Source organism: Sphingomonas sp. (assembly GCF_965200105.1).
Taxonomy (GTDB): Bacteria; Pseudomonadota; Alphaproteobacteria; order Sphingomonadales; family Sphingomonadaceae; genus Solisphingomonas.
Window position 1 is genome coordinate 1,343,968 of record NZ_CBDATN010000002.1, and the last position, 19,570, is coordinate 1,363,537.

Genomic DNA, 19,570 nt, shown 5'->3' on the forward strand with positions numbered 1-19,570 from the left:
CCGGCGGCAAGTCCACGGGAGACGGCGTCGTCGAGAGTGCCCGACCCCGCGCTGCTCAACGGAGTGCCTTTGCGAGGCGCAGCAGCATTGCGGTGACCTCCAGGGTATCAAGCGGCGCCGCAGCGTTCCGGACGCGCGCTTCGGCATCGGCCACGATCCCGGAGGCCATCTCGAGGACGCCACGACCGGACGCGGTCAGTTCGGTCCTCTGGACTCGTCGGTGTTCGGGATGAGCTGTCCGCGCGATGAATCCGGCGCGTTCAAGTCCGACCAGGATCGCCTGCATCGATTGCGGAGTGACGAAGGCGCGGCGCGCGAGCACGGCATTGGAAGCGCCGGTTTCGGCCTCCAGTGAGGCGAGAACCGCATATTGGGACGTGGTAAGCCCGATCTCACGCAGGCCGAAGTCCAGGCGGGTGCGAAGCGCCTGCTGGGCCTGCTTCAATGCAAAGCCGATCGTCGCATACGGGTCGCCTATCCGCGAGGCAGCTTGCTCGTTTGACATATCAGGAGCCTTACATATATCAGTGACCTGACGATACGATGCCGCGTCAGTCGAGGAAAGCTCAGTCATGCCCCATTTGTTCGGTCCGGATTTCATCGGCATTCAAGCCGAAGACCTCGAGGCGGCACGGACCTTCTACACCGAGGTCGTCGGGCTGAAGGTCGCCGCCAACGGACCGCCGGGTGCCGTCGTGTTCGACACGAAGCCAATCCCGTTCGCCGTGCGCACACCCTTGGTCGACCTGGGCAATAAGGACGAGCTTGGCCGGGGCATCGCTCTCTGGTTCGGCTGCGACGACGCTGACGCCTTGCATGACCGTCTTGTAGCGCGGGGCACGCCGATCGTTTTCGCGCCCAAGGACGGGCCGTTTGGCCGCTACTTCGCGTTCCGCGACCCATTTGGCTATACGATCACGCCCCACACGATCGCGCAGCCTTGAGCGTGGAAGTCGATCGTCGGCTTAAGGCCGTTCGGCTCGCCTTCCCGCCGCAAAGCGACGCTACTCGCCGCCTTTGGCTGCGGGGCGGACAGGATGGTGGACGCGCCGAATAGGCCGCGGTTGATGGGTATCATCGCGGCGGTTACAGACGCGGCGCCGTCGTTTGCCAAGGAGGTGATCGTCGCGGCGAGTTCCTCGATCGTGGCGAAGCGGCCGATCGGCGGACGGATCAACCAGCGGGCACGGCTGCCGCGTTGACGGTCGACGGCAGCCTCACCGCACGGTAGCGCCCGAGTGCGATTACCTTTGATAAACAGGATATGACCTAATGCCTCTGCATCGCCGCGAAGCGGGCTTGGCCGACCGGACGAAAATGACCGGTATCCGGGCTATGTTGAAGCTTGGCCCGTCATTGACCGGCGGTCCCGAGGGGCGAGCAGCCTATGACGACATGCTCTCCAAGCTGGATGCGGCAACGGACGTGTCGTTCGAGCCGGAGATCGTGGGCGGCGTGCCCGGCTGGTGGTGTCACCCCGCTGAGCGTGGCGATGCGGCCCTCCTCTATTTTCATGGCGGCGCCTATGTCGTGGGCGCGGCCTGGGCCTATCGCGCCTTCGTTAGTCAGATCGTTGCGCGATCGGGCGCCAGCGCGTTCATCCCCGACTATGGACTCGGCCCGGAGCGACCGTTCCCGGCGGCGTTCGATGACGGCGTCTCGACCTTTCGGGCGATTGCCGCGCGCTTCGACCATTTTGCTCTCGTTGGCGATTCCGCTGGCGGCGGGCTGGCGCTCGCCATTGCGAGCCACGGCGCGCATGATGCCGCCCTTTCCTCCGGCCCACAGCCGCGCGGCCTGGCGCTGATGTCACCGTGGACCGACCTGTCGCTTTCGGGCGCAAGTATGACCAGCAAGGCCGACGACGATCCGCTGCTGACCCGAGACATGCTGGCGGCGGCGGTCCACAATTATTTAGGGGAAGGCTCGGCGCGCGATCCTCGCGCCTCGCCGGTGTTCGCGGACTTGTCCGCGCTCCCGCCGTTGCTCATCCATGTGGGTGAAGACGAGGTGCTGCTCGACGATTCTACCAGGGTCATGGAACGTGTCGAGGCGAGCGGCGGCGATGCCCGCATGGAGATTGGGGCGGGCATGATCCATGTCTTCCCGAGCATGTACGAGCATCTGACGACCAGCACGACGGCGCTGGATGATATCGGTCAGTTCCTTCGCGCCCGACTGCAGTCCGCGTGGGCTGGAGCCGCCGCTTTCGGTGGCGTGCCTCCTCCTGCGACTTCATCTGCCAACGAATTGTTGCGGCGATCAGAGGATACCAGCGCCGCTTTGCCCGTTTGCGCTGACTGTTGCTGCTACGTTTCAACAGGACAACAGGTATGAACGAGGTTTCTGAGCTGTCGAGCAGTTCTCCCGAGAACCAACGTGAATTCGACCTGGCCGTCTTCGGCGCCACGGGTCTCACCGGACGTCTCGTCGTCAAACAGGTCGCCGCCATCGACGCGCTGCTACGCTCGCCGGACGGCAAACGACGCTGGGCAGCGGTCGGCCGGAACCGCGACGAGGTCGCGAAGGTGTTGGCCGAACTTGATCTCGCGGACGTCGATATCGTCGTTGCGGACCTCGACGACGCGGCGTCGTTGCAGGCGTTGGCGCAGCGGACGGCGGTGGTGCTGAATCTGGCAGGGCCGTATACGCAAAAGGCGCCGCACCTGATCGCCGCCTGTGTCGACGCGGGCACGTCCTATGTCGACCTGAGCGGTGAAATTCCGCTTTTGCGCCGGGTCATCGACCGGTTCGACGAGCCTGCGAAGCGCGCCGGCGTTCAGATAGTGCAAATGGCCGGCTGGGAGGCGATGCCGGCCGATCTGACCACCTTGATCGCCTGCCGTCGTGCCGCGGGCGACGGAGCGGGTCCTGATGGCCCCGGCGCTTCCGAGCCGATCAAGGATGTCGTCGTCACCGTCACGTTCACCCGCCGCCCGGACGGGGGCGTGCCGTTCAAGCAGCAGGTGTCTGCAGGCACGCTGGCGAGCATCGTCGCGATGCTGGACGATCCCGACGCATCGCTCGTCGGGCATGCCGACGCGCTGCTTCCGGAGGATGCCAGTAAGGGAGCGGCGTCGGACCGACTGCATTTCGGCGATGACGATGCCAACGGCCGCGTGCTGGGGCCCGTCCCGCCCGTCGCCTTTCTGAACCCGCCAATCATTCGCCGCACCGCCGCTCTGCTCGCGGCCGAACGTAGCGCGCCGTATCATCCCGCGCCCTATGTGGAAGGCGAGGACATGGGTGACCCAACGTTGGGCGGTGCGCTCGGCCGCAAGCTGCGCGCCAAGGTCAAGGGCGGATTGCAGCACCTCGCCGTCGCCGCAACGGACTTGCCGCTGCCAGTACGTGAAGCGGCTGCTGCGGGCCTGCGTCGGATCCTGCCCGAGGCAGGCACGGGACCGTCCGACTCTTACCTCGAAGACTGGGCATGGACGGTGGAGGCGCGCGCCACCAGCGAGAACGCCGCCGTGGGCGTTGCGACGATCGAAGGGACGGGGCACCCCGGCTATACCGCGACGGCTGCGATCATCGTCGAGGTCGCGCTGCACATGCTCGATCGCAGTGCAGCGAAGCTACGCACAGGCTGTCTCACGCCGGCCCTGGTCATTGGCGCATCCGTCGAGGGGCTTCAGGTGGACAACCTGAAGCTGCGCTGATGCCACCGTTCGCGCGTTGAAGCCTTTCTACTCGTTCGCCTGCCGAGACGAAAGATATGCGACCTCGACAGGGCTAAGGATAGAGTTGCATCAAGCGGGATCGTTCGACAGCAGCCAGTCGTCTGCGTCATCCAAGTTCGTAAAGATGCGTGTCATCGCTACTTTGGGCAGACGATCCATCTGTCGTTTCAACAGCTGGGAACCTACAATGATCGCCAGCCTGTCAGTTGGCGCGTACACGCGATTGATCACCTTGCCGATCTCATCGATCGCTACAAGGGCTTGAACCGAAGCCGTACTGTTATCTATCAGAACACGAGCGCCTTGCTCGCACACGCGCGCCCGGCTGATCGCATCGGCCAGTTGCTCAAGATACTTCCTTGCCTCATCAAGCGACCAGAACCCTGAACATTTCGCTCGAACGACGTGGGTGATCTGATCGATCTGGAGGTCGAACTTCGCTTCCTGCATCCGGGCGAGCCAAGACCTGATTGTTTCACGGGCGCTGGCGCCGATAGCTGATCGTATTGATCGCGAAAAGCTGTGTTTGGGCCGGTTCGACGCGCTCGCTCGCTCAAAATTGGGGCACCCCATCAGATGTCGCGCGACTGAATCCGCTCGACCTTTCCGGACATTGCCCCAGCCGCGGGCAGCGCGGCGAAATAGCGTAGTAGCGCATCGGCGGCGACGCAGACCTTGGCCACCCCGCCCCCGCTTTTGGGCATGATCATCGTCACCGGCGCGGAGGGCAGTCGCCAGTCGGGCAGCAGACGCACGAGCCTGCCCTGCTCAAGTGCTGGGCGGGCATCGGGATGGAACAACGACGCCAGCCCCATTCCCTCCTCGCACAACTGGTGGAGGGCGACCTGGCTGGTGGTGCCGATGCGGATCGCCAACGGCACGCGCTCTCGCCGGCCTTTGCCGTCCGTGAGGTTGAGCGCCGCCTGTGGCTCGGGCTCGCGCTCGCCGTTCCCGCGGGCTGCGCCGTCATTCTCCCCTTCCATCGCCAGCCAGTCGTGTCCCGCCAGGTCAGCCGGCGTCGCGGGAGCGCCGCGCCGGCCGAGATAGGCGGGGGACGCGCAGAGAATGCCCTCGAAGTCGCAGAGCTTGCGGCCGATCCAGTCCGTGTCCGGCAGCCCGCCGACCCGTACCGCCAGGTCGACCCGCGTGTCGATCAGGTCGACGAGCCTGTCGTCGAGGATCAGCTTGAGGCGCAGCCCGGGCCAGTCGGCGAGCACCGGCGCGAGCGCTGGCGAGATGTGCGCCGCGAAACCGATCGGCGCCGCGACCCGGAGTTCGCCGGTCGGGGCATCGCGTGCCTGCTCCAGCGAAGCGGCCGCCCCGTTGCGCGCCTCCAGGAGGCGGCGGCAATAAGGCAGGCAGCGTTCTCCCGCCTCGGTCAGCGTCAGCTTGCGCGTCGAGCGATGCAACAGCACGATCCCCGTCCGCGCTTCCAGGGCGCGGAGGGTCTGGCTGACCGCCGACGGCGTCATCCGCAGCCGTCGGGCGGCGGCGCTCATCGACCCGGCTGAGACGGTCTCGGCGAACACCGCATACTGGCGAAGATCCTCCATCCGTTAGTCCTGCTTCAAGGAGTTTGCTGGGATGCCCCGCTAATCGGACAACAGTGAAGCTCCTATTTCCGGTTCTGTCCAGGAAGATGGAGGGTCCGATGCCCAACCCCGTGTTGCACTATGTTTACGACCCGCTCTGCGGCTGGTGCTACGCCGTGACGCCGATGGTCGATGCGGTCGCGGCGGCCGGCATTCCGCTGTCGCTACACGGCGGCGGGCTGTGGGATGCGCCGACCAGGCTCGCGCGCGAGAAGCTGGCGTACATCCGTCAAAGCGACGCGCGGATCGGCGCGCTCACGGGGCAGCAGTTCGGCGACGCCTATCTGAACGGCCTGCTCGGCGACAATGCCACCGTCTTCTGGTCGCAGCCGACGATCGCAGCGGTGCTGGCCGCGGGCGAGCTAGAACCCGGCGCCGAACGCCGGATGCTGCACGCGATCCAGCAGGCGCACTACGTCGCCGGCCTGCGCGTGGTCGAATCCGACGTCCTCGCCGTCGTCGCTGCCGGCATCGGCCTTGACCAGGACGCCTTCGCGGCGGCGTTCGCGCCCGACGCCGCGGCGGACCACATCGAACGCACCCGCAGGTTCATGGCGCGAGCCGGACTGAGCGGCTTTCCCGGCTTCGTGCTGGAGAACGGACCCGAGCTGGTCCGGGTGCCGCACGAGGATTTCTACGGCCGCCCCGACGTGTTCGTCGAAGCACTTGCCGCCATGTCGCTCACCCCGTCCTGCCAAGAGGAGTTAATCGCATGAAGGTCGCCCTGATCGGCGCCACCGGCTTCGTCGGCGCCAAGCTGCTCGCCGAAGCCCTCGACCGCGGCCAAGACGTAACCGCGATCGTCACCGGCCTGTCGGCGTTGCCGTCGGCCGGGACGCTGCGCGGCGTACAGGCCGACGCGACGAACGCCGACGCGCTGGCGCAGGCGGTCGCCGGCCACGATGTCGTCATCAGCGCCTTCAACCCCAGCCGCGATCCCGACGGCACCGGCACGCAGGCGATCATCGACGGGGTCAGGGCGTCGGGCGTCGATCGCCTGTTGGTGGTCGGCGGCGCGGGCACGCTGGAGATCGCGCCCGGCCAGCGAGTGATCGACCAGCCCGACTTCCCGGCCGAGTGGAAGGCGGGCGCGCTCAGGACCGCGGCCTTCCTCGATCAGCTGCGCGCCGAGACCGATCTCGACTGGGTGTTCGTCAGCCCGGCCGCGCATCTCGAACCGGGCGAGCGCACCGGGCGCTACCGCGTCGGCGGCGACCAGCTGATGACCGACGAGGCGGGCGAGAGCCGCATCTCGCTACAAGACTACGCCGTCGCTATGCTCGACGAGGCAGAGCGGCCCGCGCACCACCGCGCGCGCATGTCGGTCGCCTACTGAAAGGTCGGCTCGTGAATCCTCCTGCCAGCGTCCCGCGTCACAGCGGCATCGTCCATGGCGCGCTGGCGCTCGGCGGCTTCGCGATCGGCACGACCGAGTTCGCGACGATGAGCATCCTGCCGCTGTTCGCCCGCGACCTCCATGTCGACCTGCCGACCGGCGGCCGCGCGATCAGCGCCTACGCGATCGGCGTCGTCGTCGGCGCGCCGCTGCTCGCGGTCGGTGGCGCGCGCCTCAGTCGCCGCACGATGCTGATCGCGCTGATGGCGTGGGTTGCGGTCGCCAACCTGCTCAGCGCCGCCGCGCCGTCGTTCGGCTGGCTGTTGTTCTTCCGCTTCCTCAGCGGCCTGCCGCACGGCGCTTATTTCGGCCTCGCGGCATTGGTGGCGGCCAGCCTGGTCGAGGACGACCGGCGGTCGGTCGCGGTCGGCCGGGTGATGGCCGGGCTGACGGTCGCCACCGTGGTCGGCGTGCCCGCCGCCAACCTGCTTGCGCAGCTGGGCGGCTGGCGCGCGTCATTCGTCGTCGTCGCGGCGCTCGCCGCCGCCACCGTCGCGGCGGTGTGGGCGCTGGTTCCCCGCGACCAGGGCCGCCCGGATGCCCCGTTTGTGGCGGAGCTGGACGCGTTACGTAGCGGACGGGTGTGGTTGACCCTCGGCATCGGCGCGATCGGCTTTGGCGGGATGTTCGCGATCTACACCTACCTGGTGCCGACGCTGACCGCGGTGACGCACGCGCCCGCGCTCGCCGTGCCGTTCGTGCTGGCGCTGTTCGGCGTCGGGATGACGCTCGGCAACCTCCTGGTGCCCCGTTTCGCGGGCCGGACACCGATGCCGGCCGCGGGCGCGCTGCTGCTCTGGGCAGCGGTGACGGCGGCAATCTACCCTCTCGCGGCGCAGCGGCTGTGGTCGATGGCCGCGATCGTCGTCGCGATCGGGTTGGGCGGCGCGCTCGGCACGCTGCTCCAGACCCGGCTCATGGACGTCGCGGGCCGCGCGCAGGGGCTCGCTGCCGCGCTCAACCATTCGGCGTTCAACACCGCCAACGCGATCGGGCCCTGGCTCGGTGGCCTCGCGATCAACGCCGGCTGGGGATGGACATCTACTGGCTGGGTGGCTGCCGGGCTGGCGTTAGGCGGCCTCGCGATCTGGACCCTGGCGCTCACGATCGACTGCCGCGGCGCTACCGCATCCTCCCCCCGACGACACGCTTCTCAACAAGCCTAGGAGAACGACCATGCGCATCAGACGACTTGGCTGGTCCGGCATCGAGATCGAGCGCGGCGACGACACGCTGCTGATCGACTATATCCTAGACACGTCCGAACTGCCGGTGCGTGACGATCGGCAGCCGTTTCCCCTCGCAGCCGAGCCGGCGCGTGCGGTGGCGGGGCTGCTGACGCACCTTCACGCCGATCATGCCGACCCGGTCGCGCTCGCCGACGCTCTGCGCGAGGGCGCGCCGGTGTTCCGGCCGGTGCCGGCGGCTGGATCGGGGCCGGACCTGGAGCTTACCGCCCATGCCGAGAAGGCGTTGGGTACCGTGTCGCTGGACGTTCGCGTCGTCGACGCGTGGACCAGCCACCAGGCCGGTCCCTTCACCCTTCACGCCGTGCCCGCGGTTGACGGCTTCGGTGACCCGCAGGTGGGCTGGATCGTGGAGGCGGACGGCAAGCGCATCATCCATGCCGGCGACACGCTGTTCCACAGCTATTGGTGGCGCATCGCCCGCGCGTTCGGGCCGTTCGACCACGCCTTCCTGCCGATCAACGGCGCGCTGGTCGACTTCCCGTTCCTGCAGCCGCCGAGGGAGCAGGAGGCGGTGATGACGCCGGAGGAGGCGGTCAAGGCCGCGCGGATGCTGGCTGCGCGCGCGATCACGCCGATCCACTACGGCGCGCTGCACCGGCCGCCGGGATACATCGAGACCAACGATCCGGTGGGCAGGCTGCACGCCGCCGGCGCAGGCTCCGGCGTCGCGATCGAGGTCCGCGAGCCCGGCGATTGGGTCGAACTCGGCTGACCCGTCCTCCACGAACGCGAAGCAAGGAACGCCTCATGCGAAAGAACAGACCCTTCACAGCCGGCGCGCTCGCCCTTTGCGGGCTGGCGCTGGGCGGGCTGATGCTGGCCGCCCCTCAGCCAAGCCGAGCCGCCGAGGGCGCGGCCGAGGCGAACAAGCGCGTCGTGCTGGCTTTCTACGATGCGGGCCTGAACCGGAAGAACTATGCCGAGGCGGGCCGCTACCTTGGCGCGCGCTATGTCCAGCACAACCCGACGTCGGACGACGGCAGGGAAGGCTTCGCCAAGTTCGTCGCCTTTCTCCGCGCCAACTACCCGGACGCGCACAGCAATGTTCGCCAGGCCTTTGCGGACGGCGACTTCGTCATCCTGCATGTGCTCGAGAAGCTCCATCCGGGCGATCGCGGCAACGCGATCGTCGACATCTTCCGCCTGGAGCGCGGCAGGATCGTCGAACACTGGGACGTGAAGCAGCCCATCCCCGACCACGCCGCCAATCGCAACAGCATGTTCTGAAAGGACATCACGCCATGAAGACCACCGATGCCACCTCCCCTGCCCGCTCCAAGCGGGCGACACGCCGCCTGACCGGCACGATCGTGGCGGCCGCACTGGGGATTGCAGCGGCGACCGGCTCGTCCGTCGCCGTCGCGCAGCAACGCACCACGCCGGCCACCGACATCCGCTACAAGACGGTCGCGGTGGACGGCGTCAACATCTTCTATCGCGAGGCGGGTGATCCCGCCAAGCCGACCATCCTGCTGCTCCACGGCTTCCCCGCGTCGTCGCACGAGTTCCGCACGCTCATGCCGCTGCTGAGCGCGCGCTTTCACCTCGTCGCGCCCGACTATCCCGGCTTCGGCTTCAGCGGCGCACCCAGCGCGGCCCGCTTCGCGCCGACCTTCGCCAATCTCACCACCGTCATGGACGGGTTCATCCGCGCCGTCGGACTGACCCGGTTCACCATCTACATGCAGGACTTCGGCGGCCCCGTCGGCTTCCGCCTGGCGGTCGCGCACCCGGACATGGTCGACGGGCTCGTCATCCAGAACGCCAACGCCTATGAAGTCGGCATCGCGCCCGATGTCCTCCACGACATGCGCGCGCGCGCCGCAGGTCCCTTGGACGCCAAGGCGTCCGCAGCGCTCGAAGGGATGCTCTCGCCCGAGGGCACGAAGTTCCAATATCTGACCGGCGTCCGCGATCCGGCGAACGTCGATCCCACGAGTTATCGCCTCGACAGCTTCATACAGGCCCTGCCCCAGCAGCACCGCATCCAGCGTGCGCTGATCGTCGACTATTACGACAATGTCCGCCAGTATCCGGCGTGGCGCGCGTATCTGAAGGCGCGCCAGCCCAGGACGCTCATCCTCTGGGGCAAGAACGACCCGATCTTCCTGCCCGCCGGCGCCGACGCCTACCGGGCGGACCTGCCGAAAGCGGAGGTCCACATGTTGGATACCGGGCATTTCGCACTCGAGGAGGATGCAGAGGTCGCGGCCAAGCACATCTTGCGAACGTTTCGTGACTAGCTTGTCACGCGGACCAGGACGAGGCCCATGGGCGTTTGATTGCTGCCTAGAAGACAATGCCTGTTCATAATCATCCGCAATTCCTGACGCACGGGCCTGTTCGGTCTGCACGGGCTGGTCGATTGCATCGATTGCTTTACGAGCAGATCATAATGCATGGGCGGGATGACGCTCGCATGCCCGCCGGATAGGGCGTCCCTCATGAGTGACTTGCAGACTAACTTCGTCGATCTGGAACGCGTCAATCGGTACGTCGATGTCGGTCCGCCGGCGTTCACCCCCGGCCACGGCGGACTGCTTCAGATGATCGGCATCCTGCTTGGCGAAGTCATGCCCGGCGATGGCCGCTTGCTGGTTGTGGGTGCCGGTGGAGGGCTGGAGACAAGGTACCTCGCAGGTGTCGAGCCTAACTGGAGCTTCGTAGGCGTCGATCCCGCAAGTGCCATGCTGGACCTCGCACGCTCGATCGCCGGGCCTGCGGCGGGCGATCGCCTGAGCCTGATCGAGGGAACGGTGCTCGATGCTCCGCCAGGGCCGTTCGACGGGGCGACATGTATCCTTGTTCTCGGCCTCATCCCCGATGACGGGAGCAAATTGTCGACGCTGGAAGAGGTGCGGCGCCGCCTCAAACCTGAGGCGCCGTTCATCCTCGTGGACCAATGTATCGACCTTGCGGCCTCCGACGCCTCGCGCAGGTTGAACCGCTATGCGACTTATGCCCTACGGTCTGGGGTCGCGAGCGATACGGTCGTGAAGGCGAGAGCGGCCGTGGGCGCTTCGACCAGCATGGTGCCGGAAGCGCGCAACAGCGCGTTGCTGGATGAGGCAGGGTTTCGTGACGCCGAACTGTTCTACGCGGGAATGGCTTGGCGGGGCTGGATCGCCTACGCCTGAGCAGCTGCCAACCACTCGCTTGGGAAGCTGAAAAAGGTATCCATTCTCCTCATTTGATCAGGAGTGCGCCGGCGACGATCAGCACGGCGGCGACACTGCGGCGCAGATCGATCGGGTGACCGGCAAGCCCGAGCGCGCCGAACCGGTCGAGCGCGATCGAGCACAGCACTTCCGGTCGTGCGCGGCATCGATCGCACCGCGACCAGCCCCATGGCGACGAGCGCGGCGGTCAGCACCGCGCCAGACACCGCTGCGGCCCATACCGGCGATCCGAGCGTCCGACCGAAGCGGGCGTTCACCGCTGCTTGCAGCGGCAGCATCGCTCCCGCCAGCAGCGCGAGGAGGACAGCAGCCATCTCAGCGTGCAGATTTTGGGGTCGAGCGCCAAAAACGCTCGATCGCGCCCGTGAACTCCACCGGGCATTCTTCAGGTTGATAATGCCCGCAGCCGTCCAGCACGACCGCCTGCACGTTGGTCGCGAGACCCTGGAAGCTCTCGCCGAGCATCTCGCCCATGCCTTCCTTGCCGCCGACCAGCAGCACCGGCATCGGCAGCGGCGTCGCGCGGCGCTCGCCCAAGCGCTTCAGTCCGGCTGGACCGAACGCGTCGCGGTAATAGCTGAGAAACGCGCCCATGGTCCCCGGTGCCGAGAAGGCGCGGACATATTCGTCACGCGCCGCGGCGTCGATCTTCGCCGGCCGCGCTGCCTTGTGATCGAACAACCAGTTCAGGAACACGCGCTCGCGGCCCTGCATCAGCGCCTCGGGCAAGCCGGGCAGCCGGTTGAACGCGACATGCCAGGTCTTCACATTGGTGACCTCGTCGGGGATCGGCGTCGTCGCGTTCGGGTCGGGGATCGTCACCACGCCGATGACGAGCCGTCGCACGTCGCCCGGATGGGCCGAGGCCAACGCATAACCGATCAATGCACCGAGATCGTGTGTGACGATGTCGATCCCGCCCGGCCGCGCGAGCCCCGTGGCGGCGATGAAGCCGTGCACGTCGGCGGCGGCGGTGTCGAGGTCGCAGCCGCTCGCCGGCTTGCCGCTGTCACCGTAGCCGCGCGGATCAAGCACGATCACCCGGCGATGCTGCGCGACCAGCAGCGGCACCATCTTGCGCCAGGCGTACCAATCCTGCGGCCAGCCGGGTAGCAGCAGCACCGGGTCGCCTTGCCCGGCTTCGACATAGTGGAGCCGAACGCCGTTCACCTGCGTCATGTGATGCGTCGTGCCCGGAATAACGGGCACGGATGGAAGCGGCTGGGCCGAGGCAGGTGAGACCGAAACGGCGGCGGCCAGCGCGGCGAGGCTGGCTCCGAATGCTGTAGTCAAGGACATCGACCTTCTCCTGTCAAACGAACGCGGCTTGGCCCAAAGCCCTGAGCGCCAGCGCCGCCGCGGCTTTCCACCGCCGCTTCGGCTCAGCGCGCGGCAGTCCACTTGCGGAGAAAAGCGAGGCCGTCGCGCGCGACCTCCTCCTTGCTGGGGAAGACGTCGCGCCAGACATGCGCGGACTTGGCGAGCGGCTCGACGTCGGTCGAGAACCCTTCCACCATCAGCCAGCCGGCATAGCCGATCGCGTCGAGGCCGCCGAAGATCGCGGGCCAGTTCACCTGTCCCGTGCCCAGCGTCCCGCGATGGCTTTCGCTGATGTGCGTGTGGTGAAGCTTCGCGCCCGCGGCGCGGACCGAGCCGGTCGCGCTGCCTTCCTCGATATGCGCATGATGCGTGTCATAGGCGATCGCGAGATTATCGGCGCCCGTGCGCTCGATCAGCGCCAGCGTCTGCGCGACCGTGTTGACCAGATAGGCCTCGAACCGGTTGAGGAACTCGAGACACAGCGTCTGACCCGCAGGTTTTGCGTAGGCGCAGGCCTGCGCCAACACATCGGCGGAGCGGGCGAGCTCGTCCGTGGTCGGCGCTTTGCCCGTGAACGCGTCGGACGCGGCGTAGAGCGGGCCCGACAGGGTCTGGCTGCCGAGCTGGTGCCCGGTATCGATCGCCCATCTCAGCGCATCCACCGCGGCGGCGCGGACGGCAGGGTCGGGGCTGACCGGGTTGGCCTCGGGCTTCAGGCTCGACAGGGTCGTGCAGGCCAGTCCTTCGTCGTCGAGCACGCGACGAAGCTCGCCGAAGCGTTCGGCGTGGCCGCGCGTGATCGGGATTTCGACCCCATCGAACCCGAGCCGCTTCAGCGTGCGAAGCAGAGGATAGAAATCCGGCGTGACCGCGTCGGTGAACAGGTACAGGTTCATGCCTAGGCGCGGTCGCGCACGCACCGCCGCGCGCGCCGGTGCCGCCGCCGCCAGCGCAATGGTGCCGCCCGTCGCCCAGGCCAGCGCCTCGCGTCGTGTTCCGTCCACTCCTGGTCTCCCGCCCGAAGACCATGCGATAACGGCGCATCGCCTCATTTGGAAGCGCCCGTTTCCGATATGGTGATGCGGAGCGGTTTTTGCCCCAATTATCTCTTAAGGGTTGAGATATTCCGTGTAGAACCCGTCCAGCCGTTCGACGGCTTGGTCGACATACTCGTCCTTGTCGTACAGTTCGTAATGGCCTGCGCCCTCGATGACGAACATGTCCTTCTTGTTGGTCGCCCGCTCGAACAACAGCTTGCCGTCCTCGAACTGCAGGGTCGTCCCCAGCCTGCCGGCCACGATGACCTGGAGGGGTTGGATGAGCAGCTCACCGACGAGGTGAAAGGCGTCGAAGCTCATCAGCGGCCCCAGGCTGCGGAAGTTGCGTCGGTTCGTCCGGGTCTTCGCCGGGCGGCGCTCGCTGTAGAAGCCGACGGCGTCGAGCACGTCCTGGTCGGTGATCCCGGCCGCCTTGGCCGTTTCCATGGTATCGGGAATCCAGGGATCGAGCCGCGCCGCACCGCCACGCGCCTCGGCCGTGCGCTGTTTTCCCACCGCCTCCAACGTACCAGCGACAGCGCCTGCCGAGAGCGATTCCTGTCGCCGTGCCCTGCCGATGTTGACGGCCACCACGGTTCCGACGGCCTTGAAGCGGTGCTCGGTCAGCGCGGCGTTCACGGCATAGCCGCCACCTGCGCAGATGCCGAGCAGGCCGACCCGCTCCTCATCGACGAAGGGGATTGTCATGAGGTAGTCGACGGCGCAGCGGACCTCCTCGACGCGGGCGGCCGGATCCTCCATGTCCCGGGGCTCGCCACCGCTCTGCCCTTGGTAGGACGGGTCATAGGCGAGCGCGACGAAACCGCGGTCGGCCATCTTTCCTCCCCAGACCGCGCCGATCTGTTCCTTAACGCTGCTGCCGGGCGTGACGATGACGATGGCGGCATAGGTCCGCGCCTCGTCAAACTCGTCCGGCAGATGCAGCGCCGCGGAGATATCCACCGTGCCGTTCTTATACGAAACATTCCTGGTTGCGCTCCGCACCGCTCGTCACCCCTGTCGCATTCTCACCGGGATCAACCTTTCGGGCCTTTGATTGGTTCACACCATGCGTCTTGAGGCCAAGCCATTCCGACCGGCCGTTAACGGCACGGCCATGGCCGCGCGCCGCCGCCGCGCAGACGCAACCGTAGCGGCAACGGTCAGCAACGGTGCACGCCGTTCGAGACATTCCATGGGCCTGGTCCCATCCCGCGGTGATACATGGGTCCAATCGCCGGTTCGGGCGTTGCAAAGCCACTCCCCACCCACTCGTTAGGAAGTGATCGTTTCCGACGAACTCAAGGCGCGTATTGACGGTGACGCTTCCGGCGGAAAGCGCGCGCCTGGCCGGCCGCGGGGGTTCCGGGTCGACACGGCGCTGGATGCGGCGGTGCAGTTGTTCAGCGAACGCGGCTTTCACGCGACCTCGATCGCGGACTTGTCCGAGCGGCTCGGGCTCACCATCGGCAGCATCTACAAGGCATGGGGCGACAAGAAGGGTTTGTTCCTGGCCGCGCTGGACCGCTACGTCGGAGGGCACGAACAGGTGATCGAAGAGCGGATCGCGAATCTGCCTGACGGGCGGGCTAAGCTGCGCGACGTGCTGCTTTGCTATGCCGAGTGGAGCCATTCCGAACAGGGCCTGCGCGGCTGCATGATGGTGGGCGCGGCGGTGGAGTTCGCGACCTTCGACGCGGCGGTCGCGAACCGTGTCGCGGTCGCGCTTGCGGATCGCGAACGCCGACTAGTCGAGCTGGTCGGCGAAGCACGCGCGGACGGATCGGCGCCCGCGCGCCTCGAGTCGGCGGTCACCGCGCGGCTGCTGCTCTGCGTGGTGCAGGGGATGCGCGTGATCGGCAAGACCGGGCGGACCCGTGCTGAGATGGCAGCGGTGGTCGCGGACGCGATGCGACTGCTCGACTGACCCGCGAAAGAGTCTGGAGGCGGCACGCAGGCGGAGGTGCATGGTCGAAGTCGTCTTGCTGCGCGGGGAAGCATTGGCCGTTTGTGAGGCGGAACCAGTATAGGAAGTGATCGTTTCCCAAGTCGGTCCGAGGGAGGATTCGACAGTGATCACCGACACGCACGCGCCGTATGAGCGGGAGACGCCGCCGCGGCGCTGGCATGCAGCGATGTCCGCCGCCGCCGCGCCGCAGTTGTTGTAAGTCTAAACCATGCGTGGACACCGCACCTTTCTGATCGCGCTGGCGGGCATGCTCTGCCTGACCGGCTCCGCCGAGGCGCAGACCGCGCCGGCGCCGAAGCCCTCCGCCTTCGAGAGCCATGTCGTAGCCGCGAACGGGACCAGGCTTCACTATGTCGTCGCTGGCCGAGGCGAACCGGTGCTGCTGCTGCCCGGCTGGCCTGAGGACTGGTATGCGTGGCGGCATATCATCGCCGATCTCGCCGCAACGGGACGGCGCGTCTACGCGCTCGACCCGCGCGGCTTCGGCGACAGCGCCAAGCCGGCGAGCGGCTATGACATGGACACCGCCGCAGCCGACCTCCACGCCTTTATCGGCGCGGCCGGGCTCGCGCGCGCCGGTGGGATCGACATCGTCGCGCACGATCTCGGCGCCTGGATCGCCTATGCGCACGCCAGTGCCTATCCAGGCGACGTCCGCAGGCTGGTGCTGAGCGAGGTGACGATCCCCGGCGCCGGGCCGCCCAAGCCGATACCCGACGACGCGACCAACGTGAAGACGTGGCACTTCGGGTTCAACCGGCTGAACGGCCTGCCCGAGGCGCTGGTTTCGGGACGCGAGCGCGTCTACCTGACCTGGCTGTTCGAGAATAAGTCCGTGCGACACGACCGGATCGACCGCCAAGCCGTGGACGAATATGTCCGCGCCTTCGCCGCCGCCGGCGCTGCCACGGCGGGGTTCAATTACTACCGGCAGACGTTCAGTGACGCCGGGCTGAAGCGGATGCGCGAGCGGCTCGCTTATCCGCTCCCCATGCCGGTGCTGGCCATCGGCGCATCGGGCGGCGTCGGCACGGGGCTGGAGGACAGCCTGAAGGGCGCGGCGCGCGATCTCCACGGCGTGGTCCTGCCCGGTTGCGGCCATTACCTGCCCGATGAATGTCCTGCGGAGATGACGGCCGCCGTACGCACATTCTGGACGCAATATCCTGTTCGCACGCAGTAATGGCCGAGGCCTGGGGCGCAGACACTTCAATCTTCTGACGCGAGACGACGTTGATCCCGTTCAGTACGCTATCGTCATTAGTCGGGAGCTCGCGGCCGGAATTGCTTAGCGTATCCTGGGAGCCGTCTTATGTCGAGCTTCTGTGAGCATGTGCTGGTCGCGATTCCGATACGCAACCGCCCGGACGATTTGGTCGTCACGGGAAAGCAGATTTGCTGTTGGAAATCTGACCCTGCCTATAATCCTGCACGACGGGCAAGCCCTGTTCACCTCAAATGGAGGAGGTCGCCATGCTGACTACCATCGCAGGTGCGCTGCTGCCGGTGCTGTTCATGCTGGCGCTCGGCTACGGAGCGGGGCGCGCGCATGCCTTTCCCAAGGACGCGGTGGCGGTGATCACCACCCTCGTGCTCGATTTCGCCCTGCCCGCCAGCCTGTTCGTCAGCACGGCGCTGGTTTCGCGAGAGGCGCTGGTGGCGGAAGCGCCGCTGTTCTACGCGTTGACGATCGTGGTGGCCGCGGTCTGGGGCGCCGTCTTCCTGTTGGGGCGCGTGCTGTTCCACCACTCCGCGGCGGAGGCCTCGATCCAGGCGGTGCTCGTGTCCCTGGCGGCCATCCCGTTCTACGGCCAGGCCGTTCTGTCCCCGATTATCGGCGCAAAGGCTGGCATCGGGGTCAGCATCGGCTCGATCGTGGTCAACGTGATCGCGGTGCCGCTGACCACGATGGCGCTGGCGATGGGCGGCGGCGGCAAGAGCGCCTCGGTTGGAAAGGCGATCGGCGGCGCGTTGCTGACCACGCTCAAGACGCCCTACATCGTGGCGCCGATCGCGGGCGTCGTGCTGGTGCTCGCCGGCCTGCACCTGCCCTCGCTGCTGGTCGCCCCGCTCCAGCTTGCCGGCAATGCGAGTTCTGCCGTCGGCCTGTTCGTCGCCGGCCTCACGCTCGCGGCCGTCAAGCTGGAGATCACGGGAGAGATGGCGTTCAACGTCGTCGCCAAGCTCGCCGTCATGCCAGCGCTGTTCGTCGGTCTGGCGATGCTGTTCGGGGCGAAGCCGCCGATCGTCGAGCAGGGCGCGCTGCTCGCCGGCCTGCCGTGCGGGCCGATCGCGGTGCTGCTGGCGACGCGGCACAAGATCTACGAGGCGGAGTCGTCGACCGCGCTGGCGGTCAGTTCGCTCGCGTTCATCGCGACCCTGCCGATCATGATCGTCCTGTTCGCCGGCGGACACCGATGAAGCGAGCGCCCCTACCTCGGCCGCAAGGCTGATCGTACCTCAGGTCAACGGAGAGCATCATGCAACCGAACGCCAGCATCTACGACTCGGTCATCTACGGCAACATCTTCAGTTCCCAGGACATGCGCGCCATCTGGTCGGACCAGTCGCGCATCCAGCGCTACCTCGATTTCGAGGCCGCGCTGGCCAGGGCTCAGGCCAGGCTCGGGATCATCCCGCAGGACGCCTGCGACGAGATCGTGCGTCACTGCCGGGTCGAGGAGATGGACTTCGACAAGCTCCGGCAGGTTACCGAGCATGTCGGCTATCCGGTCCTCCCCGTCGTGGAGCAGCTCACTGCCCTGTGCGCCGACGGGCTCGGCCAATGGTGCCATTGGGGCGCGACGACGCAGGACATCACCGACACGGCGACGGTGCTGCAGATCCGCAGCTCGCTGGATCTGGTCGACGCCAAGCTGACCGCGATCTCCGCCGCGCTGGCGACGCTCGCCAAGGCGCACCGGGACACGCCGATGATCGGGCGCAGCAACCTGCAGCAGGCGGTGCCGATGACCTTCGGCTACAAGGTGGCCGTGTGGCTCGCGGGAATCGAACGGCACCGCGAACGGCTGGCCCAGCTTCGCCCGCGCGTGCTGGTCGGCGAGTTCGGCGGCGCGGTCGGTGCGCTCAACTCGCTCGGCGACCGGGGACTCGATGTTCAGGCCGGCGTGTGCGCCGAGCTCTCCCTGGGTCAGCCGCTGATCTCCTGGCACACCATGCATGACGCCTTCGCCGAGACGGGGACGTTCCTAGCGCTCGTCTGCGCGACGTTGGAGAAGATCGCCTTCGACGTGAAGGTCATGGCGGCCACCGAGATCGCCGAGGTCCAGGAGCCGGACGGCGGCGGCGGCCGCGGCGCGTCCTCGACCATGCCGCAGAAGCGCAACCCGATTTCCTGCGCCTACATCACCGGCTGCAACGGCGTGGTGCGCCAGCATGCCGCCGCGCTCCTGACGGCATCGGTCGCGGACTTCGAGCGCGCGACCGGCCCGTGGGAGATCGAGTGGATCGTGCTGCCGGAGATATTCTGCCTGAGCGCCGGCGCGCTGGACCAGGCCGTTTTCATGCTGGAAGGACTGGTCGTCCATCCGGACGCGATGGAGCGCAACCTCCACCTCACGAACGGGCTGGTGAACACGGAGGCGGTGATGATGGCGCTCGCGCCCAAGATGGGGCGTGAGACCGCGCACGATGCGCTGTCGAAGATCGCGATCGCCGTGTCGCAGGGTAAAGGTTCTCTGATCGACCTGCTCAGCCAGGACGAGAAGATCAGCAAGGTCTTCGACCGTGGGCAGCTCGAAAAGCTGATCGATCCCAATAATTACCTGGGCCAGGCAGGTCCCATGACCGATCGCGTGCTCGCGTCCCTGGACAGATGAAGCGACGTTCGACGTGACTAAGGTGCCGCGAGGGGGCGAGGACGGGGCGCGCCTTCTAGAGGCCGCGATCTGATTGTCCCCCTTTCCGCCCGGCGCCGACGGGGAGGACGCAAGCGGTCGGAACTGTTGAATGGCCGGACGCCTCGAACGAACAGTCTCGATTGGGAATCACCCCGGGGCAGCTGCCGTGTCGGTGGCTTTGTCAGTCGTCCGCCGGGTCCGCTTTCACAAAATCTGTTCCCGAATGCATTTTCTTTAAATTGGCAGTCCGGGATGGAGAATGGGAATTTCGCGACCCTCCCGGG

General features: G+C 67.0%; 22 protein-coding genes and 1 pseudogene. 15 read left to right on the forward strand and 8 right to left on the reverse strand.

Annotation, left to right across the window (positions count from 1 at the left end):
- Nucleotides 1-55 precede the first annotated feature (55 nt).
- Nucleotides 56-574 (reverse strand): MarR family winged helix-turn-helix transcriptional regulator, encoded by a 519-nt coding sequence (locus tag ACOFKX_RS07895; protein WP_419826468.1) that lies wholly within the window; start codon nucleotides 572-574, stop codon nucleotides 56-58.
- Between ACOFKX_RS07895 and ACOFKX_RS07900 the strand changes: the two genes are divergently transcribed.
- The 4 genes from ACOFKX_RS07900 to ACOFKX_RS07915 all read left to right on the forward strand — a co-directional run bounded on the left by ACOFKX_RS07900 (nucleotide 573) and on the right by ACOFKX_RS07915 (nucleotide 3,662).
- Nucleotides 573-944 carry a VOC family protein gene (locus tag ACOFKX_RS07900; protein ID WP_419826469.1) on the forward strand — a complete coding sequence of 124 codons (372 nt, stop codon included), beginning with the start codon at nucleotides 573-575 and terminating at the stop codon, nucleotides 942-944. The genes ACOFKX_RS07895 and ACOFKX_RS07900 overlap by 2 nt on opposite strands.
- A gap of 123 nt (nucleotides 945-1,067) precedes the next feature.
- Complete coding sequence (locus ACOFKX_RS07905; RefSeq protein WP_419826470.1) at nucleotides 1,068-1,202, forward strand: hypothetical protein; 135 nt, start codon at nucleotides 1,068-1,070, stop codon at nucleotides 1,200-1,202.
- A 70-nt stretch (nucleotides 1,203-1,272) separates the two neighbouring features.
- Nucleotides 1,273-2,337: an alpha/beta hydrolase gene (locus tag ACOFKX_RS07910; protein ID WP_419826471.1), complete on the forward strand. Its 1,065-nt coding sequence runs from the start codon at nucleotides 1,273-1,275 to the stop codon at nucleotides 2,335-2,337.
- Complete coding sequence (locus ACOFKX_RS07915) at nucleotides 2,334-3,662, forward strand: saccharopine dehydrogenase NADP-binding domain-containing protein (protein ID WP_419826472.1); 1,329 nt, start codon at nucleotides 2,334-2,336, stop codon at nucleotides 3,660-3,662. The genes ACOFKX_RS07910 and ACOFKX_RS07915 overlap by 4 nt, the downstream gene beginning before the upstream one ends.
- Before the next feature lie 90 nt (nucleotides 3,663-3,752).
- On the opposite strand, the gene ACOFKX_RS07920 is transcribed toward ACOFKX_RS07915, so the two are convergent.
- Nucleotides 3,753-4,133 (reverse strand): hypothetical protein, encoded by a 381-nt coding sequence (locus ACOFKX_RS07920; RefSeq protein ID WP_419826473.1) that lies wholly within the window; start codon nucleotides 4,131-4,133, stop codon nucleotides 3,753-3,755.
- A 122-nt stretch (nucleotides 4,134-4,255) separates the two neighbouring features.
- Nucleotides 4,256-5,236 carry a LysR family transcriptional regulator gene (locus tag ACOFKX_RS07925; protein ID WP_419826474.1) on the reverse strand — a complete coding sequence of 327 codons (981 nt, stop codon included), beginning with the start codon at nucleotides 5,234-5,236 and terminating at the stop codon, nucleotides 4,256-4,258.
- Between the two features lie 98 nt (nucleotides 5,237-5,334).
- Here ACOFKX_RS07925 and ACOFKX_RS07930 point away from each other — a divergent pair, with 98 nt between their 5' ends.
- The 7 genes from ACOFKX_RS07930 (at nucleotide 5,335) to ACOFKX_RS07960 (ending at nucleotide 11,058) form a co-directional block, all read left to right on the forward strand.
- Nucleotides 5,335-5,991, forward strand: a complete 657-nt coding sequence (locus ACOFKX_RS07930) for a DsbA family protein (protein WP_419826475.1) — start codon at nucleotides 5,335-5,337, stop codon at nucleotides 5,989-5,991.
- Nucleotides 5,988-6,611: an NAD(P)-dependent oxidoreductase gene (locus ACOFKX_RS07935; RefSeq protein ID WP_419826476.1), complete on the forward strand. Its 624-nt coding sequence runs from the start codon at nucleotides 5,988-5,990 to the stop codon at nucleotides 6,609-6,611. The genes ACOFKX_RS07930 and ACOFKX_RS07935 overlap by 4 nt, the downstream gene beginning before the upstream one ends.
- Before the next feature lie 11 nt (nucleotides 6,612-6,622).
- Nucleotides 6,623-7,837: an MFS transporter gene (locus ACOFKX_RS07940; protein ID WP_419826477.1), complete on the forward strand. Its 1,215-nt coding sequence runs from the start codon at nucleotides 6,623-6,625 to the stop codon at nucleotides 7,835-7,837.
- Between the two features lie 10 nt (nucleotides 7,838-7,847).
- Complete coding sequence (locus ACOFKX_RS07945) at nucleotides 7,848-8,633, forward strand: MBL fold metallo-hydrolase (protein ID WP_419826478.1); 786 nt, start codon at nucleotides 7,848-7,850, stop codon at nucleotides 8,631-8,633.
- A 35-nt stretch (nucleotides 8,634-8,668) separates the two neighbouring features.
- Nucleotides 8,669-9,148, forward strand: a complete 480-nt coding sequence (locus ACOFKX_RS07950; protein WP_419826479.1) for an ester cyclase — start codon at nucleotides 8,669-8,671, stop codon at nucleotides 9,146-9,148.
- A gap of 14 nt (nucleotides 9,149-9,162) precedes the next feature.
- Nucleotides 9,163-10,164, forward strand: a complete 1,002-nt coding sequence (locus ACOFKX_RS07955) for an alpha/beta fold hydrolase (protein ID WP_419826480.1) — start codon at nucleotides 9,163-9,165, stop codon at nucleotides 10,162-10,164.
- 165 nt (nucleotides 10,165-10,329) lie between these two features.
- Nucleotides 10,330-11,058: a class I SAM-dependent methyltransferase gene (locus ACOFKX_RS07960; RefSeq protein ID WP_419826481.1), complete on the forward strand. Its 729-nt coding sequence runs from the start codon at nucleotides 10,330-10,332 to the stop codon at nucleotides 11,056-11,058.
- Nucleotides 11,059-11,107: 49 nt separating this feature from the next.
- Here the strand turns inward: ACOFKX_RS07960 and ACOFKX_RS07965 are convergent, their stop codons facing one another.
- The 5 genes and pseudogenes from ACOFKX_RS07965 to ACOFKX_RS07985 form a co-directional block, all read right to left on the reverse strand.
- Nucleotides 11,108-11,227 (reverse strand): DMT family transporter, encoded by a 120-nt coding sequence (locus tag ACOFKX_RS07965; protein WP_419826482.1) that lies wholly within the window; start codon nucleotides 11,225-11,227, stop codon nucleotides 11,108-11,110.
- Nucleotides 11,228-11,243: 16 nt separating this feature from the next.
- Nucleotides 11,244-11,414, reverse strand: a pseudogene (locus ACOFKX_RS07970) (DMT family transporter); the annotation flags it as partial.
- Between the two features lies 1 nt (nucleotide 11,415).
- Nucleotides 11,416-12,279: an alpha/beta fold hydrolase gene (locus ACOFKX_RS07975; protein WP_419826483.1), complete on the reverse strand. Its 864-nt coding sequence runs from the start codon at nucleotides 12,277-12,279 to the stop codon at nucleotides 11,416-11,418.
- A 203-nt stretch (nucleotides 12,280-12,482) separates the two neighbouring features.
- The gene (locus ACOFKX_RS07980; protein ID WP_419826484.1) at nucleotides 12,483-13,424 is read right to left on the reverse strand and encodes a sugar phosphate isomerase/epimerase family protein; all 942 of its coding nucleotides are present in this window, start codon (nucleotides 13,422-13,424) and stop codon (nucleotides 12,483-12,485) included.
- A gap of 105 nt (nucleotides 13,425-13,529) precedes the next feature.
- On the reverse strand, nucleotides 13,530-14,420 hold the full coding sequence (locus ACOFKX_RS07985) for an alpha/beta hydrolase (protein WP_419826485.1): 891 nt from the start codon (nucleotides 14,418-14,420) through the stop codon (nucleotides 13,530-13,532).
- A 319-nt stretch (nucleotides 14,421-14,739) separates the two neighbouring features.
- Here ACOFKX_RS07985 and ACOFKX_RS07990 point away from each other — a divergent pair, with 319 nt between their 5' ends.
- The 4 genes from ACOFKX_RS07990 to ACOFKX_RS08005 all read left to right on the forward strand — a co-directional run bounded on the left by ACOFKX_RS07990 (nucleotide 14,740) and on the right by ACOFKX_RS08005 (nucleotide 19,265).
- Nucleotides 14,740-15,384, forward strand: a complete 645-nt coding sequence (locus tag ACOFKX_RS07990) for a TetR/AcrR family transcriptional regulator (RefSeq protein ID WP_419826486.1) — start codon at nucleotides 14,740-14,742, stop codon at nucleotides 15,382-15,384.
- Nucleotides 15,385-15,634: 250 nt separating this feature from the next.
- Nucleotides 15,635-16,609, forward strand: coding sequence for an alpha/beta fold hydrolase (locus tag ACOFKX_RS07995; RefSeq protein WP_419826487.1), 975 nt, complete (start codon nucleotides 15,635-15,637; stop codon nucleotides 16,607-16,609).
- Nucleotides 16,610-16,899: 290 nt separating this feature from the next.
- Nucleotides 16,900-17,847, forward strand: coding sequence for an AEC family transporter (locus tag ACOFKX_RS08000; RefSeq protein ID WP_419826488.1), 948 nt, complete (start codon nucleotides 16,900-16,902; stop codon nucleotides 17,845-17,847).
- 59 nt (nucleotides 17,848-17,906) lie between these two features.
- The gene (locus tag ACOFKX_RS08005) at nucleotides 17,907-19,265 is read left to right on the forward strand and encodes a class-II fumarase/aspartase family protein (protein ID WP_419826489.1); all 1,359 of its coding nucleotides are present in this window, start codon (nucleotides 17,907-17,909) and stop codon (nucleotides 19,263-19,265) included.
- The last annotated feature ends 305 nt before the right edge of the window (nucleotides 19,266-19,570 follow it).

Coding starts and splice junctions, on each gene's coding strand:
- ACOFKX_RS07950 (WP_419826479.1), top strand. CDS start 8,669: ATGCGAAAGAACAGACCCTTCACAGCCGGCGCGCTCGCCCTTTGCGGG.
- ACOFKX_RS08005 (WP_419826489.1), top strand. CDS start 17,907: ATGCAACCGAACGCCAGCATCTACGACTCGGTCATCTACGGCAACATC.
- ACOFKX_RS07955 (WP_419826480.1), top strand. CDS start 9,163: ATGAAGACCACCGATGCCACCTCCCCTGCCCGCTCCAAGCGGGCGACA.
- ACOFKX_RS07995 (WP_419826487.1), top strand. CDS start 15,635: ATGCGTGGACACCGCACCTTTCTGATCGCGCTGGCGGGCATGCTCTGC.
- ACOFKX_RS07960 (WP_419826481.1), top strand. CDS start 10,330: ATGACGCTCGCATGCCCGCCGGATAGGGCGTCCCTCATGAGTGACTTG.
- ACOFKX_RS07935 (WP_419826476.1), top strand. CDS start 5,988: ATGAAGGTCGCCCTGATCGGCGCCACCGGCTTCGTCGGCGCCAAGCTG.
- ACOFKX_RS07925 (WP_419826474.1), bottom strand. CDS start 5,236: ATGGAGGATCTTCGCCAGTATGCGGTGTTCGCCGAGACCGTCTCAGCC.
- ACOFKX_RS08000 (WP_419826488.1), top strand. CDS start 16,900: ATGCTGACTACCATCGCAGGTGCGCTGCTGCCGGTGCTGTTCATGCTG.
- ACOFKX_RS07915 (WP_419826472.1), top strand. CDS start 2,334: ATGAACGAGGTTTCTGAGCTGTCGAGCAGTTCTCCCGAGAACCAACGT.
- ACOFKX_RS07920 (WP_419826473.1), bottom strand. CDS start 4,133: ATGCAGGAAGCGAAGTTCGACCTCCAGATCGATCAGATCACCCACGTC.
- ACOFKX_RS07895 (WP_419826468.1), bottom strand. CDS start 574: ATGACTGAGCTTTCCTCGACTGACGCGGCATCGTATCGTCAGGTCACT.
- ACOFKX_RS07900 (WP_419826469.1), top strand. CDS start 573: ATGCCCCATTTGTTCGGTCCGGATTTCATCGGCATTCAAGCCGAAGAC.
- ACOFKX_RS07905 (WP_419826470.1), top strand. CDS start 1,068: ATGGGTATCATCGCGGCGGTTACAGACGCGGCGCCGTCGTTTGCCAAG.
- ACOFKX_RS07910 (WP_419826471.1), top strand. CDS start 1,273: ATGCCTCTGCATCGCCGCGAAGCGGGCTTGGCCGACCGGACGAAAATG.
- ACOFKX_RS07930 (WP_419826475.1), top strand. CDS start 5,335: ATGCCCAACCCCGTGTTGCACTATGTTTACGACCCGCTCTGCGGCTGG.
- ACOFKX_RS07975 (WP_419826483.1), bottom strand. CDS start 12,279: ATGACGCAGGTGAACGGCGTTCGGCTCCACTATGTCGAAGCCGGGCAA.
- ACOFKX_RS07945 (WP_419826478.1), top strand. CDS start 7,848: ATGCGCATCAGACGACTTGGCTGGTCCGGCATCGAGATCGAGCGCGGC.